Raw genomic sequence first — 14,708 nt, forward strand, 5'->3', positions numbered from 1 at the left:
CGGTCGACGGCGATGACGAAGCCCTCGACGGCGTCGGCGTGCCGGGGCCGGGTGCGCGTACGCGGGCGCGACGACCGGCCCGGTCGGACCCGTACGTCGTCCTCGTCGTACTCGCGCCGCTTCGTCGCCAGGACGTCCCCCCGCTGTCAGTTCTTGCCGGTCACCATCCCCGACCATAGTGCCGGGAACTCCGGCATGGTCTTCGAGGTGCACGCCACGTCGTCGACCTCGATGCCGGGGACGGCGAGCCCGGCCACCGCCGCCGCGTGCGCCATCCGGTGGTCGGCGTACGTCTGGAACGTCCCGCCGCGCAGCGGCCGGGGCCGGATCTCCAGCCCGTCGTGGGTCTCGGTGATGTCCGCGCCGAGCGCGGTGAACTCCTTCGCCAGCGCGGTCACCCGGTCGGACTCGTGGCCGCGGATGTGGCCGATGCCGGTGAGCCGGGACGGGCCGTCGGCCAGCAGCGTGAGCGCGGTCAGCACCGGGGTCAGCTCGCCGACGTCGGAGAGGTCGGCGTCGAGCCCGCGTACCGTGCCGGTGCCCCGCACGGTCAGGCCGTCGGTGCCGAGCGTCACCTCGCCGCCCATCCGGTGCAGCAGCTCCCGCAGCCGCTCGACCGGCTGGAGGCTGCTGCGCGGCCAGCCCTGCAGCGTCACCTCGCCGCCGGTGACCAGCGCGGCGGCGAAGAACGGCGCGGCGCCGGACAGGTCCGGCTCGATCTCCCAGCCACGCCCGGACAGGGTGCCCGGCTCGACCGTCCAGACGTCCGGCGTGGTGTCGTCCACCGCGGCGCCGGCGGCGCGCAGCATCTGCACCGTCATCCGCACGTGCGGCGCGGACGGGACCGGGGGACCCTCGTGCCGGACCACCACGCCCCTGTCGAACCGGGGCGCGGCCAGTAGCAGCCCGGAGACGAGCTGGCTGGACGCGGAGGCGTCGATGACCACCTCGCCGCCGGCCACCCGGCCGGCGCCGAGCACGGCGAGCGGCAGGCTGCCCGTCGGCGGTGCGTCGATGCGGACGCCGAGCGCTCGCAGCGCGCCGATCAGCGGCCCGAGCGGGCGGGTCCGGGCGTGCGGGTCGCCGTCGAACGTGACCCGGCCGGCGGCCAGCCCGGCCACCGGGGGCAGGAAGCGCATCACCGTGCCGGCCAGGCCGACCTCGACGTGTGCCGGTCCGGCCAGCGGGTGGGGGCGGACCAGCCAGCGGTCGTCGTCCGAGATCGACACGTGGGCGCCGAGCGCGCGCAGCCCGCCGGCCATCAGCTCGGTGTCCCGGGCGCGCAGTGGCAGGGCGAGTGTCGACGGCCCGCCGGCGAGCGCGGCGAGCACCAGGGCCCGGGCGGTCATGGACTTGGAGCCGGGCAGGCGCAGCGTCGCGGCGACCGGGTCGCTCGCGGTCGGCGCGGTCCACTGCTGCGGCGGACGCGTCGCGGTCGGATTGCTCACCGTTACATTCTGCCAAGCTCCCGGCCCGGTGGCACCGTTCGTCGCCCCCGCTCCCGTTGGGCGGGACAGCCGGGACGTCCGAATGCGGCTAGCGTGGGCGCCATGTGCGGGAGGTACGCCACGACCCGGAGCGCCGCCGATCTGAGCGCGATCTTCGAGTCTGCCGACGAGACCGGCGGGGTGACGCCGGACTTCAACGTGGCGCCGACCGATCCGGTGCCGCTGGTCCGGCTCGCCCCGGACGGGCACCGCCTGCTCTCCCTCGGCCGCTGGGGCCTGCTCCCGCAGTGGTCGCGCAGCGCCGCCGGGGCCGCCCGCATGATCAACGCACGGGCCGAGACGGTCGCCACCAGCCGGGCGTACGCGCCGTCCTTCGCCCGCCGCCGCTGCCTGGTCCCCGCCGACGGGTGGTACGAGTGGGTGCGCCTCGCCGACGGCGGACGCCAGCCCTACTTCATGACCCCGCGGGACGGCTCGGTCCTGGCCCTCGCCGGCATCTGGTCGGTGTGGGAGCCGGCCGGGGCGGCCCGGCTCACGTTCAGCGTGCTCACCACCGCCGCGGTCGGCGAGCTGGCCGAGGTGCACGACCGGATGCCGCTGCTGCTGCCGCCGGAGCGCTGGGCGGCCTGGCTGGGCCCGGCCGAGGAGCCGGCTGAGCTGCTCGCGCCGCCGCATGCCGGCCTGCTCGCCGGCCTGGAGATCAGGCCCGTGTCCCGGGCCGTGGGCGACGTCCGCAACGACGGCCCGGAACTGACCGTGCCGGTGGTTCCGGCGGATGCCGGTACGGCCGCCGGAGCGACCCTGTTCTGATCACGCTCTGCCACATTCACGCGGCCCTTTCTGTCGGGGTTGGGTGGGAAAGTCGCCCAGACGTTCAGTCACTTTCATTGAAGACCCTTGTCCTTACGCATGCGAATGCGATAGAACACAGCGCCGGTGATGGGCGTCTGTTCGCACGGGGCGAATGACATCCATCGATCTTTTAGAGATCTTCGCCGGTTCCCACGGGGGAGGTGGGTGTATTGACACGGGCACGCATGCCCCGTCCGCACGAGGTAGCCGCCGCGCGGCGCGATCCGCGACTGCTGCGGGCGCTTGACGAACGACGCCAGGACGACGCCTGGCGCACCAGGGGCACCTGTCAGAACGTCGATCCGGAGACGTTCTTCCCGGCGCCGAACGAGCCGGCCGACGCCGCCGTGGCGCTCTGCCGCACCTGCGACGTCCAGGGCTCCTGCCTGGCCTGGGCGCTGGAGGTGGGCGACTGCCACGGCGTCTGGGGCGGCACCACGCCGCGTGAGCGGCGGGCCATGCTGGTGGCCTGGCGCAGCGAGGTGCAGCCGGATCCGGACGCGCTCGACGACGCCGGCCCGCCGGTGCGCGACCGTCTGCTCACGCTGGTTCCGCTGAGCTGATCCCGACGTCGCCCGTGGCCCGCCGCAGTGGGCCACGGGCGACGTCGGCGTTTCCGCGCCCGGCCGCCGGTGGGCCGCCCGGCCCGCGCAGAATGAGCCGGTGCGGCACGACGATGAGATCGACACCCCGAGAGGCCCCGCCCGGCTGCGGTTCGACCCGCCTGCCGGCGGCGCGACGGTGCTGGTGCTCGGGCACGGCGCCGGCGGTGACGTGGACGCGCCGGACCTCACCGCGGTACGCGACGCGGCGCTCGCCGCCGGGGCGGGGGTGGCCCTGGTGACCCAGCCGTACCGGGTGGCCGGACGCCGCGCGCCCGCCCCCGCCGGGCACCTCGACGAGGCGTGGACGGCGGTCCTGGCCGAGCTGCGCCGTCGCGCCCCACTGGTACGCCACTGGGTGGTCGGGGGCCGGTCCAGTGGTGCCCGGGTGGCCTGCCGTACCGCCGCCGCCGTCGGGGCGGCCGGAGTCGTGGCGCTGGCGTTCCCGCTGCACCCGCCGGGGCGACCGGAGCGTTCCCGGGCCGGGGAACTGCGCACCGGGCTGCCCACGCTCGTCGTGAACGGCGACCGGGACCCGTTCGGCGTACCCGGGCCGGGCCCCGGCATCGAGGTGGTGGTCCGGCCGGGGGAGCGCCACGACCTGCGCGGAGATCCGTCCGGCACGGCCGCCGTGGTGCGGGACTGGCTGCGCGTACACGGGTGGTCGTCCTGACCGGCGGCGCGTGCCGTGACCGTCCGACGCGGCGGGTCGTTGCACCGGTTGGTGCCGGCCGCCCGGTTCGGGCGCGCCGGGGCCACCCTCCCAGGCCCTTCCTGGTCCCAGCCTCGGTCGCGGCCGAGGCCGGGACCAGGATCGGGTGGGGTGGAGGAATGCCGCACCCCGCACCTCGCGTTACCTCCCTTGGACGACGACAGAGCCAGGCGAGGGGGGTGACCGGTGCCGATCGAGACACGGAGCCGGGAACGGGACGAACGGGACGAGCGCCAGCTCCGGCGGCTGCTCGACGCGCCGGAGTGGCCCGCGGCGGCGTCGGTCGTGAGCACCGGCACACACTCCGGAAGTGAATCTGCCGGTAAGTGGGTACGCGTATCCTCGGCGGGAAAGCATCCGACGCGAGGGGATGTGCGGTTGACCACCGAGAAGACGGACGAGCGCAGGGCCCGCTTCGAGCGGGACGCGATGCCCTTCGTCGATCAGCTCTACGCTGCCGGGCTGCGGATGACCCGCAACCCGGCGGACGCGGAGGACCTGGTTCAGGAGACGTACCTGAAGGCGTACGCCGCCTTCCACCAGTTCGAGCAGGGCACGAACCTGAAGGCCTGGCTCTACCGGATCCTGACCAACACCTACATCAACACCTACCGCAAGCGGCAGCGCCAGCCCATCCAGGCGCCGACCGAGGAGATCACCGACTGGCAGCTCGCCGAGGCCGAGTCGCACACGTCCAGCGGCCTGCGTTCGGCCGAGACGGAGGCGCTCGACCGGCTGCCGGACAGCGACGTCAAGGAGGCCCTCCAGCAGCTGCCGGAGGAGTTCCGCATGGCCGTCTACCTGACCGACGTCGAGGGCTTCTCGTACAAGGAGGTCGCCGACATCATGGGTACGCCGATCGGCACCGTGATGTCCCGTCTGCACCGTGGCCGACGTAATCTGCGGAAGCTGCTGGAGCAGTACGCGGCGGAGCGGGGTTTCAGCGCCGCCTCGTCGAAGAAGGGTTCGACCGCCGCCGCCGGCCGGGAGGTGTGACCGTGAGCTGTGGACAACCGCACGAGACGGACTGCCGCGAGGTCCTCGCCGAGGTCTACCTCTACCTCGACCTGGAGTGCGCCGAGGAGCGCCGGGTGCTGATCCGGCACCACCTGGACGAGTGCGGGCCGTGCCTGCGCGAGTACGGCATCGAGCAGGAGGTCAAGGCGCTCGTGGCCCGGTGCTGCGGCAACGAGGCGGCGCCGGAGAAGCTGCGGGAGCGGCTGCGCCTGCGGCTGACCGAGCTGGTGGTCTTCGAGACCACCGAGTCCCGCGAACTGGCCGACTGACAAGCCACGAACGGCCCGGGTCCGTGATCGGACCCGGGCCGTTCCGCGTTTCCGGCTTCTGCCGCGCTGATCCGATGATCAGGAGTTGGGGCGCTTGCCGTGGTTGGCGCTGCTCTTCTTCCGGGCCTTCTTCTTCCGGGCCTTCTTCGCCATGCTCTGCCTCCTTGTGCTGGTCACGGTTCCGTCCGCGGCTGGGCGCGGCGGAGGTCGCGGTGTGGCCCCCGGGCTCGCCGGTGGCCGACCCGCACGATGCTAGTGCGGTGGTCGCCCGCCGGGACGCGGTGGGGCGGATCGCGCGCCCGGTGGTGCGCGGCCCGGCGTGACCGGCGTCATGATTGGATACCGTTCGCAGGATTGTCGGGGAGCTGTCGGAGAGGGAGGGCCACAAAATGGCCGAGGAGATCCGCGCCGAGATGGTGGCCAACGTCTGGAAGGTCGTCGTGTCGGCCGGCGACACGGTGTCCGAGGGCGACACCCTCGTCATCCTGGAGTCGATGAAGATGGAGATCCCGGTCGTCGCCGAGTCCGACGGCGTGGTGCGGAGGCTCGCGGTCAACGAGGGTGACGTGGTGCAGGACGGCGACCTGATCGCGGAGATCGGTTGACCGGCCTGCGGGTGCGCCGCGCCGACCCGGCGGACCTGCCGGCAGTGGCCCGGCTGACGGTGGCCGCGTACGAGGCGGACGGCCAGCTCAAGGACGAGAGCGGGTACGCGCCGGTGCTCGCCGACGTGGCCACCCGCGCCGAGAGCGGCGAGGTTCTGGTGGCCGTCGACGACGCCACCGGCCACGTGCTCGGCGCGGTGACGTTCGTGCTGCCCGGCAGCCCGTACGCCGATCTCGCCGAACCGGGCGAGGCCGAGTTCCGGATGCTCGCGGTGGATCCGGTCGCACAGGGCCGGGGCGCGGGCGCGGCGCTCGTGTCCGCGTGCGTGGCGCGCGCGACGGAGCTGGGCTGCACGGCGTTGGTGATCTGCGTACGCGCCGGGATGGCGGCGAGCGCGCACCGCCTCTACGAGCGGCTGGGTTTCGTCAGGTACCCGGAGAAGGACTGGATGCCGATGCCCGGCATCGAGCTGCGCGGCCTGCGGCTGGACCTGACCGCGGCCCGCTGAGCGCGGCTCAGGCGTCGCCTTCCGCGCCGGTCTCGCCGATCTTGGCGAGCAGCTCGTCGGCGACCTGGAGCGCGATCCGCTTGCGCTCGTCGTCGGTGATGCCGGGCGCGCGTACCGCGAACCAACTGCTGTGCACCGCGAACAGCGTGAGCGCGGCGCGGAGCTGGGCGGCGGGGGAGTCGTCGCCCCGGCACAGCTCGTGCGCCAGGCGCATTATCCGGTCCCGCATCTGCTGGCCCGCGACAAGGCTCTTGAGCACCGTCTGGTTCTGCTCGAAGAAGCGCATCACCTGGGGCAGGTCGCCGGCGAACATGCTGTCGGCGTACCTGCCGATCAGGGCGCGCCGGGTGGCCAGCGTGGGTGGTTGGTCGGCGGCCCAGGCGATCAGCTCGTCCATCCGGCGCAGCCGGTCGTCGACCAGGCTGGTGACGATCTCGTCCTTGCTCTTGAAGTGGTAGTAGAGCGCCGCCTTCGTCACGCCGAGCCGCTCGGCGATCTCCCGCAGGGACGTCTTCTCGTAGCCCTGCTCGGTGAAGAGTTCCAAGGCGACGGCCTGGATCCGCTGCCGTGTGCCCCCTGTGGTCTCCCTCACCAGCCGACATCCTTCCAATCCGCTTGACGTGCGCCCGCCATCAGCTTACCGTCCGGCTAGTAAGTCAACTAGCCGGGCGGCAAGTAAGTCGATCATCCGATCTTCGGGGGAGCCTACCGATGAGTCAACCAGCCCAGGTGACCACGAGACCCAACGTCCGTATCGTCCTGTTCGGCCTGATGATCGCGATGATGCTCGCGATGCTCGACAACATGATCGTCAGCACCGCGCTGCCGCGGATCGTCTTCGAGTTCGGCGGCGCTGACCACTTCACCTGGGTGGTCACCGCGTACGTGCTGGGCACCACGGTCTCCACACCGATCTGGGGCAAGCTCGGCGACCTCTACGGCCGCAAGACGGTCTTCCTCACCGCGGTCGTCGTGTTCCTGGTCGGCTCCGCCCTCTGCGGCATGTCCGGCTCCGGCGTCTTCGGCGGCACGGAGACCGGCATGACCGAGCTGATCGCGTTCCGTGCCGTGCAGGGCCTCGGCGCGGGCGGCCTGATGGTCGGCGTCATGGCCATCATCGGTGACCTGGTCCCGCCCCGCGAGCGCGGCCGCTACCAGGGCATGATCGCCGGCATCATGGCCATCGCCATGGTCGCCGGCCCGCTCGTCGGCGGCTTCATCACCGACAACCTCTCCTGGCGCTGGGCGTTCTACGTCAACCTGCCGCTGGGCGGCGTGGCGCTGCTGGTCCTCGCCACCACCATGCACCTGCCGAAGTACCGCACCGAACACAAGATCGACTGGCTGGGCGCGGCGCTGCTGTCCGTCGGCATCACCGCCATCGTGCTGGTGACCACGTGGGGCGGCAACGAGTACGACTGGGTCTCGCCGCAGATCCTCGGCCTCGCCGTGCTGGCGCTGCTCGCGCTCGGCGCGTTCGCGCTGGTCGAGCGACGTGTGCCGGAGCCGATCCTGCCGCTGAGCCTGTTCGCCAACCGCAACTTCGCGCTGATCTCGGTGATCGGTTTCCTGCTCGGCTTCGCCATGTTCGGCGCGATGAACTTCCTGCCGCTCTACCAGCAGACCGTCCAGGGGGCCTCGGCCACGAACAGCGGGCTGCTGCTGCTCCCGCTGATGTTCGGCATGCTCGTGGTGTCGCTCGTGGTCGGCCGGACCATCACCAAGACCGGCCGTTACCGCCTCTTCCCGATCGTCGGCGGCGTGGTGATGGCCGCCGGGATGGGCCTGCTCAGCCTGCTGGACGTGGACACGAGCAAGGCGCAGTCCTCGCTCTACATGATCGTGCTCGGTGTCGGCATGGGCTTCCTCATGCAGACCTCGATGCTCATCGCGCAGAACAGCGTGGAACAGAAGGACCTCGGCGCGGCCAGCGGTGCGGCCACCTTCTTCCGGTCCATCGGCGGCTCGTTCGGCGTCTCCCTCTTCGGTGCGATCTTCGCCAACCGCCTGGCCGACTCGGCGGCCGGTCCCGCGTTCTCGGGCTCGGGCGGCGGCGAGGGCGGCGCGATGAATCTGGAGGCGCTCAAGAAGCTCACCGGCCCGGTGCGCGAGGCGGTGCTCGGCGGCCTGTCCGACGCCATCTCGCACGTCTTCTTCTGGGCGGTCCTGTTCACAGTGGCCGTACCGGTGCTCGCCTGGTTCATCAAGGAGGTGCCGCTGCGCGCGACGAACGACGTGCCGCCGGCCGGCGCCACACCTGAGGACGAGGCCGAGGCCGCGCTCGGCCGGGCCCCCGTCGCCTGACGCACGGTCGCGGCCCCGCCGCCCCTCCAGGGGTACGCGGGGCCGCGCCGCGTCTGCCGCTCCGCGTGGTCAGCCGCGGCGGAACAGGGCGGCGAGGCGTCGCCAGAGACGCCGCAGCGGTCCGCCCTCGGCGTCGGCGATCAGCCCGTCGGCAGTGGCGCGTGCCGCCGGGTCGAGTGCCGGGGTGGCTCGCGCCAGGTACGCCAGCGATACCGCCACCGGGCTACGCCGGGCGGACCCGGCCGCCACCTCGGCGATCCGCCCGGCCACCAGCGCGGCCACGTCGGTGCGCGTGTCCGGGTGCATCCAGGCGGCGGTGACCAGGGCGAACAGTGCCGCCTCGGCGGCCGGGCCGAGATCGCCGGCGGCCAGTTCCCGCAGCACCCGGCGGCGGGTGGACCGTTCCCACTGCTCGTCGGTGCGGTGGTGCAGCAGGCCGAGGCAGGCCCAGACCTGCGCGCAGCGCGTCCACAGTGCTGGGTCCTGCCCGCCGAGCACCCGGCCCAGCGCGGTCGCCGGCGCCTCCGGCGGGTGTGCCAGCAGGGCGAGCAGGTCGGCGAGGTGCAGCGTGGCCAGCCCGACGGCGGCGTCGTACGCGGCCGGTGGGTGCGGCCAGGCCGGGTGCGCGAGCTGCTGGAGCCGCCGTACCGCCTCGGCCGAGGGGGCGGGACCGTCAGGGGCCGGGGCGTCGTCGCCGGCCGGGGTCACCTGCCCGAGCCAGGGGCGGCCCCGGCAGCACTCGGCCAGGTCACCGTGCTCGTGCGTGTCGTCCGGGTGGTCGCGGACGAAGTCGGCGAGCGCCACCAGGTGGTCCACGTCCCCGTCGCGCAGGTAGCGCAGCCGGTGCGCGGTGTGCACCGCGCAGTCGAAGGACGGATCCTTCGCCAGCGCCCGGTCGACCCAGCCCAGTGCCGCGTCGAGCCGGCCGTGGTCGGCCAGCGTGCCGGCGATGTCCGCGTAGACAGCGAGGTCGTCCGGGTCGAGCGCGACAGCGCGTTCCAGTGCGGCGAGCGCCTCGCCGGTCCGGCCGGCGCTGCGGTACGCGTACCCGAGCCACACCTCGCCGAGTTTGGTGGGCTGTGCGCGTACCCCCCGGGTGGCCCAGGTGACGGCGAGGGTGACCTCGCCGAGGCGCCGGGCCAGCGCGGACGCCGCGCCGAGCAGCAGCGGATGGGCCGGATGGACGGTGATCGCGTGGCGGGCCAGCGTGAGGTACGGCTCCAGCGGCTCGCGCAGCCGGCGCGGCGCGGGGTCGGGCGCCGCCGCGCAGACCTGCATGAGGATCCGGGCGGTGCGCTCGGGATCGAGGCGTTCCGGCAGGTCGGCGGCGGTAACCCAGGGCACGGCGGCCCACGGGGCGGCGGGCGCGTAGCCGGTGGCGGCGGCGAGCAGGTCGAGCCCTTCGGCGGGGCGGCCGGCGGCGGCGAGCAGGTGCGCGCGGGCCACCACGGCGCCGACGAACGCCTGCTGACCGAGCGGGAAGAGGTCGAGGTCGCCGCCGCTGGCCGCGTTCAGCCGGGCGAGCGTCTCGTGCGCCTCGGGCAGCGTGGGGGAGCGGACCAGCGCGGCGGCCACGTGGTCGGCGGCGTGCCGCAGGTCGCCCTCGTCCAGCGCCAGCCGGGCCAGCGCGAGTTCCTCCTCCGCCGAGAGCGCGGCGTCGTCGTCGGGCACGTCGTCCTCTCGCGGGTCGGGTCGGTCAGCCGGGCAAGCCTAGGGGATCTTCCGCCGATTTAGTGATCCACTGCGCACTAGTGCTCGTTGCGTTGATTGAGCCTGTCAAAACGTGCAAGACTGAGCATCGAACGCGCGGAAAACGCGCAGAAGGAGGTTCTGGAGTGACGCGAGCAGGGGCCGGTATGGCCGCCGACATCGACGAGCAGCCGGCCGGTTACGAGCGTCTGCTCTCCACCGAACACGCGGCAGCCATCGCCGAGGTGGCGGCCGTCGTCGCCGAACGCCGCCCCCGGCACGTGGTCTTCACCGCCCGGGGCACCTCCGACCACGCCGCGCTCTACGCGGCCTACCTGACCGAGATCCGCCTCGGACTGCCCGCCGGACTGGCCTCACCGAGCGCGATCACCGTCTTCGGTGCCCGGCCCGACCTCTCCGACGCGCTCGTCGTCGGCGTCAGCCAGAGCGGCGGCTCGCCCGACCTCGCCGAGGTGCTGCGGGTCGCCCGCGCCTCCGGCGCGCTCACCCTCGCGGTCACAAACAACCCCGGCTCGCCGCTGGTGGAGACCGCCGAGCTGAGCGTGGACATCGCCGCCGGCCACGAGCGCGCCGTCGCCGCCACCAAGACGTACACCGCCGAGCTGCTCGCGCTGCTCATGCTGATCGAGGGCGTACGCGCCGGCGACGGCGTGCTGCCCGCCGAGGAACGCGCCGCCCTGAGCCGCCTGCCCGGGCTGGCCGCGCAGACGCTCGCCGACGACACCCCGGCCCGGCTCGCCCCGCGCTACCGGTTCGCCGCCCAGCTCGTCACCACCGGCCGGGGCTACGCGTACCCGACCGCCCGGGAGGCGGCGCTGAAGCTGATGGAGACCTCGTACCTCCCGGCGCTCGCCTTCTCCGGCGCCGACCTGCTGCACGGCCCGCTCGCCATGACCGACCCGGACGTCCCGGTGCTCGCCGTGGTCGGCTCCGGCCCCGGCGGCACGTCGATGCGCGAGGTGCTGCCCCGGCTCGGCGAGCGCCGCGCCGACGTGGTGGTGGTCGGCTCCGCCGACGTCGGCGAGACCCGGATGGCCGTGCCCGAGGTCGACGAGCGGTACGCGCCGCTGCTCGACATCCTGCCGCTGCAACGGCTCGCGCTGTCCCTGGCGCTGGCCCGGGGCGAGGACCCGGACGCGCCGCGCGGCTTGAAGAAGGTCACGGCGACGATGTGACGTCCGGCGTGGCACGCTGTGTGGCGTGTCCACCCTCCGTGATCTCGCCGAGGAGCACACCGCGCTCCGTCCGGCCGACATCGACCACCTGCACCGGATCGCCGGCGACTGGCAGCTGCTGTCCGACCTGTCCTTCGCCGACCTGCTGCTCTGGGTGCCGGTGGACGGTGACGGCACGTTCCTCTGCGTGGCCCAGGTCCGTCCCACCACCGCGCCGACCGCCTACCTGGACGACCAGGTCGGGCGCATCGTCGGCGGGGCCGAGGTGGCCCACCTGGAGGTGGCCCACCGGCAGGGACGGATTTGGCGCGAGGGCGACCCGGTCTGGTACGGCGACGTCCCGGCCCGCCACGAGGCGATCCCGGTCCGGCTGCGCACCGGCGACGGTGAAGCCGGCGAGGTGATCGCCGTGGTGGGCCGGGACACCAACCTGTCCACCGCCCGCACGCCCAGCCAGCTCGAACTGAACTACCTCACCACTGCCGACGACCTCGCCCAGATGATCGCCGACGGCACGTTCCCGCCGCCCCGGCACCCGGGCGAGACCACCTCGGCGCCCCGGGTCGGCGACGGCCTGGTGCGGCTCGACGCCAACGGCAAGGTCACCTACGCGAGCCCGAACGCGCAGTCCGCGTACCGCCGCCTCGGCTACGCCTCCCACCTCGTCGGGGAGGACCTGGCCAAGCTGCACCGCCGGCTCGCGGGCGACCCCCTGGAAGGCACCGACGCGGGCAACGCCGTACTCGCCGCGCTGCGCGGCGAGGCGCCACCCCGCCGCGAGATCGACGCCCGCGGCGCCACCATGCTCACCCGCGCGCTGCCGCTGATGCCCGCCGGAGTGCCGATCGGCGCGCTGGTGCTGGTCCGCGACATCACCGAGGTACGCCGCCGCGACCGCGCCCTGATCACCAAGGACGCCACCATCCGGGAGATCCACCACCGGGTGAAGAACAACCTCCAGACCGTCGCCGCGCTGCTGCGCCTCCAGGCCCGGCGGGTCGCCATGCCCGAGGCGCGGGTGGCGCTCGAAGAATCGGTACGCCGGGTCGCCTCGATCGCGCTGGTGCACGAGACGCTCTCCATGTCCAGCGACGAGGCGGTCGAGTTCGACGGCATCGTGGACCGGGTCGCGAGCGCCGCCACCGAGGTCGCCGCCACCGAGGTGAGCGTCGGCATGCGCCGTCGCGGCACCTTCGGCGTCCTGCCCGCCGAGATCGCCACCTCGCTGGTGATGGTGCTCAACGAGTTGCTGCTCAACGCCGTCGAGCACGGCTTCCCGCCGGCCGACGAGGAGGCCGGTGCCCCGTCGCCCGCGGACGCGGCCCGGCCCGAGGCCGTGGTCTCCGCGCCCCGGCCCGAGGTGGTGGTCTCCACGCACCGGGCCCGCAAGCAACTGCACGTCACTGTCACCGACAACGGCCGGGGACTGCCCGAGCAGTTCGACGCCGAACGCGGCGGCAACCTGGGCCTCCAGATCGTCCGGGCGCTCGTCACCGGCGAGCTGCGCGGCACCATCACGTTGCGCAACGGCGCCGACGGCGGCACCGAGGCGGCAATCGTCGTACCGCTGGCCCGCGGCACCACCGACCGTCTCACCGGACGAGCAGGGCCACCGTGATTCCCGGGCGCTGCCACACCTGCCGCACGGTGTAGCCCGCGCGCAGCGCGTCGCCCTTCGCACCCGGCACCGCCGCCAGCGGGTCCGCGCGCCGGCCGGTGACCACCAGCCAGACCCGGTCCGTCCCGGCCAGGCAGCGCGCCGGGTCGTCGCACTCCACGGCCCAGAGACTCGCGTCCCGGCGCTGGTCGCGGACCACGAGCACGTCGCGCGGCAACCTCGGCCCCAGGTGGTACGCCATGCCCAGATCCGGGAACAGCCAGCCGTCGCGGGACGCGTAGACGATCGCGTCGCCCGGCCGCTGCTCGGCGCGGATGACCCCGGCGGCGCCCGCGTAGTCGACAGGTGCGCTGCGCGGCCACTCGTGGGTGCGGCGCAGGGCCGCCTGATCCGGCAGCCCGAGCAGCCCGGCCAGGACCACCACTGCCAGTCCGGCCGCGATCCGCCCTCCGGGCGGCGTCCGTCCCCGCTCTGCTGCCGTGGGTGTCGCCGTGCGTTCCGTTTCGGCGGGCGTCGCCGTCCCCGGCGTCGCCGTCGGTGCGGGAGCGGCCCGAGCGGCGGCCAGCGCGGCGCCGGCCAGCACGCAGGCGAACGGCACCGTGAACACCAGATACCGGGTCACCCACAGCGGCACCACCGTCCCGACGGCGAAGACCAGCAGCACCGGCAACAGCACGGCGGCGGCCGGCAGCAGCGCCCGGCGGCCCATCCGGGCCGAGCCGAGCGCCGCGAGCGCGAGCACGAACCCGCCGACGACGCCGCTCTGCGCCAGCGCGCCGGGCAACGCCGCCAGGTCGGGCAGGCGAGCCGGATCGACCCAGTCGAGTTGCCGTCCACGCTGTCCTCCGGCGACGAGAGCCAGCGGGGTGACCAGCAGGACGGCCGGCAGCAGCGCCACCATCCACCAGGCGAGCACCATCGGCTTCCGCCGTGTGCCGTCAGAATCCGTGCGAGCATCGGCCGGGCGTGGCGGGTCGAGGCCCGCGGCGGACGAGCCGCGCGCGGCGACCAGCAGCACCACCAGGGCGTGCGCGGCGAGCAGCGTGAGCGCCAGCAGGTGGAACAGGCCGAGCGCGGCGACCGCTGCCGCGTACTCGGCCCAGCGCCACCGTCCCGGCCGGCGCAGCGCCTCGACCAGCAGCAGTGTGGACAGCACGGCGAGCAGCGTCGCGAGGGCGTACGGGCGGGCCTCCTGCCCGTACCGCGAGGTGACCGGCAGCACCGCGAACAGCAGTCCGGCCAGCAGCCCGGCGCGGCGGCCGACGAGCACCGCGCCGAGGCGGGCGGTGAGCGCGGCGGCCACTGTCATGGCCAGCGCCGACGGCAGCCGCAGTGCCGTCGGCGACGTGCCTGCCAGCGCGGTCCAGCCGTGCGTGAGCAGGTAGTACGGCCCGGTGGCGGCGTCGATGGTGCGGGTCATCCGGAACAGGTCCGGTACCGGCCGGGTCGCCGCGCTCCAGGTGGCCAGCTCGTCCCGCCACGGCTGGGCGTGCCCGATGCCGGCCAGCGTCACCACGAGCGTGAGCAGCCCGGGCACCACCCACACCACCACCGGCCCCGGCCGGCCGGGCGCGAACCTCCTCACCCCCGCAGCCTCACACGCCCAAGCCCCCCACCCACCCCTCTCCACCGATTCCACCCACCTCCACCCCGTCGATCATGAGGTTGACCGCGCTCACTGTCCCTTTTGTCCCCGCCAACCTCATGATCAACGCGTCGGCGGCGGGCCGGGGAGGGGAGGTGGGGGTGTTGACCAAGGAGATTGCGGGGCTCGGATGGCGGGTCGGGGACGTTAACTCCTTGATCACCGGGGCGGGGCGGGGCGGGAGAGAGGGCGGGGTGGGGGTGGGTGGTGGGGGTGGCCCGTGATGTGGGATCACAGTGCGG

At 73.8% G+C, this 14,708-nt stretch carries 14 protein-coding genes; 10 read left to right on the top strand and 4 right to left on the bottom strand.

The features are described 5' to 3' along the window. Positions 1 to 146: 146 nt before the first annotated feature. Entirely contained in the window at positions 147 to 1,448 is a 1,302-nt protein-coding gene (gene aroA, locus AB0D28_RS08805) for a 3-phosphoshikimate 1-carboxyvinyltransferase (protein WP_357383697.1), read from the bottom strand. A gap of 102 nt (positions 1,449 to 1,550) precedes the next feature. Here aroA and AB0D28_RS08810 point away from each other — a divergent pair, with 102 nt between their 5' ends. The 7 genes from AB0D28_RS08810 to AB0D28_RS08840 all read left to right on the top strand — a co-directional run bounded on the left by AB0D28_RS08810 (position 1,551) and on the right by AB0D28_RS08840 (position 6,014). Further along, entirely contained in the window at positions 1,551 to 2,258 is a 708-nt protein-coding gene (locus tag AB0D28_RS08810) for an SOS response-associated peptidase (protein ID WP_357383699.1), read from the top strand. Positions 2,259 to 2,470: 212 nt separating this feature from the next. Further along, positions 2,471 to 2,863, top strand: a complete 393-nt coding sequence (locus tag AB0D28_RS08815) for a WhiB family transcriptional regulator (RefSeq protein WP_354871564.1) — start codon at positions 2,471 to 2,473, stop codon at positions 2,861 to 2,863. Between the two features lie 100 nt (positions 2,864 to 2,963). Beyond that, complete coding sequence (locus AB0D28_RS08820; protein ID WP_357383702.1) at positions 2,964 to 3,575, top strand: alpha/beta family hydrolase; 612 nt, start codon at positions 2,964 to 2,966, stop codon at positions 3,573 to 3,575. A gap of 225 nt (positions 3,576 to 3,800) precedes the next feature. Further along, a complete protein-coding gene (locus AB0D28_RS08825; RefSeq protein ID WP_357383704.1) occupies positions 3,801 to 4,610 on the top strand; it encodes a sigma-70 family RNA polymerase sigma factor in 810 nt (269 codons plus the stop codon). A gap of 2 nt (positions 4,611 to 4,612) precedes the next feature. Further along, a complete protein-coding gene (rsrA, locus tag AB0D28_RS08830; RefSeq protein WP_026267729.1) occupies positions 4,613 to 4,900 on the top strand; it encodes a mycothiol system anti-sigma-R factor in 288 nt (95 codons plus the stop codon). Between the two features lie 389 nt (positions 4,901 to 5,289). Beyond that, positions 5,290 to 5,505 carry a biotin/lipoyl-binding carrier protein gene (locus AB0D28_RS08835; RefSeq protein WP_357383706.1) on the top strand — a complete coding sequence of 72 codons (216 nt, stop codon included), beginning with the start codon at positions 5,290 to 5,292 and terminating at the stop codon, positions 5,503 to 5,505. Then, positions 5,502 to 6,014, top strand: a complete 513-nt coding sequence (locus tag AB0D28_RS08840; protein WP_357383708.1) for a GNAT family N-acetyltransferase — start codon at positions 5,502 to 5,504, stop codon at positions 6,012 to 6,014. Before AB0D28_RS08835 ends, AB0D28_RS08840 begins: the two co-directional genes overlap by 4 nt. A gap of 7 nt (positions 6,015 to 6,021) precedes the next feature. Here the strand turns inward: AB0D28_RS08840 and AB0D28_RS08845 are convergent, their stop codons facing one another. Next, on the bottom strand, positions 6,022 to 6,606 hold the full coding sequence (locus AB0D28_RS08845; RefSeq protein ID WP_357383711.1) for a helix-turn-helix domain-containing protein: 585 nt from the start codon (positions 6,604 to 6,606) through the stop codon (positions 6,022 to 6,024). 119 nt (positions 6,607 to 6,725) lie between these two features. Here AB0D28_RS08845 and AB0D28_RS08850 point away from each other — a divergent pair, with 119 nt between their 5' ends. After that, a complete protein-coding gene (locus AB0D28_RS08850; RefSeq protein ID WP_357383713.1) occupies positions 6,726 to 8,318 on the top strand; it encodes an MDR family MFS transporter in 1,593 nt (530 codons plus the stop codon). 69 nt (positions 8,319 to 8,387) lie between these two features. Here the strand turns inward: AB0D28_RS08850 and AB0D28_RS08855 are convergent, their stop codons facing one another. After that, on the bottom strand, positions 8,388 to 9,989 hold the full coding sequence (locus AB0D28_RS08855) for a tetratricopeptide repeat protein (protein ID WP_357383715.1): 1,602 nt from the start codon (positions 9,987 to 9,989) through the stop codon (positions 8,388 to 8,390). A gap of 185 nt (positions 9,990 to 10,174) precedes the next feature. On the opposite strand from AB0D28_RS08855, the gene AB0D28_RS08860 reads away from it, so the two are divergent. Next, complete coding sequence (locus tag AB0D28_RS08860; RefSeq protein WP_357383921.1) at positions 10,175 to 11,203, top strand: SIS domain-containing protein; 1,029 nt, start codon at positions 10,175 to 10,177, stop codon at positions 11,201 to 11,203. Between the two features lie 25 nt (positions 11,204 to 11,228). Further along, entirely contained in the window at positions 11,229 to 12,821 is a 1,593-nt protein-coding gene (locus AB0D28_RS08865; protein WP_357383717.1) for a histidine kinase N-terminal domain-containing protein, read from the top strand. Here AB0D28_RS08865 and AB0D28_RS08870 read toward each other — a convergent pair. Further along, positions 12,796 to 14,406 (bottom strand): glycosyltransferase family 39 protein, encoded by a 1,611-nt coding sequence (locus tag AB0D28_RS08870; RefSeq protein ID WP_357383719.1) that lies wholly within the window; start codon positions 14,404 to 14,406, stop codon positions 12,796 to 12,798. The two genes, AB0D28_RS08865 and AB0D28_RS08870, sit on opposite strands and share 26 nt — an antisense overlap. Positions 14,407 to 14,708: the final 302 nt, after the last annotated feature.

The organism is Micromonospora sp. NPDC048169 (assembly GCF_040652815.1).
Taxonomy (GTDB): Bacteria; Actinomycetota; Actinomycetes; order Mycobacteriales; family Micromonosporaceae; genus Micromonospora.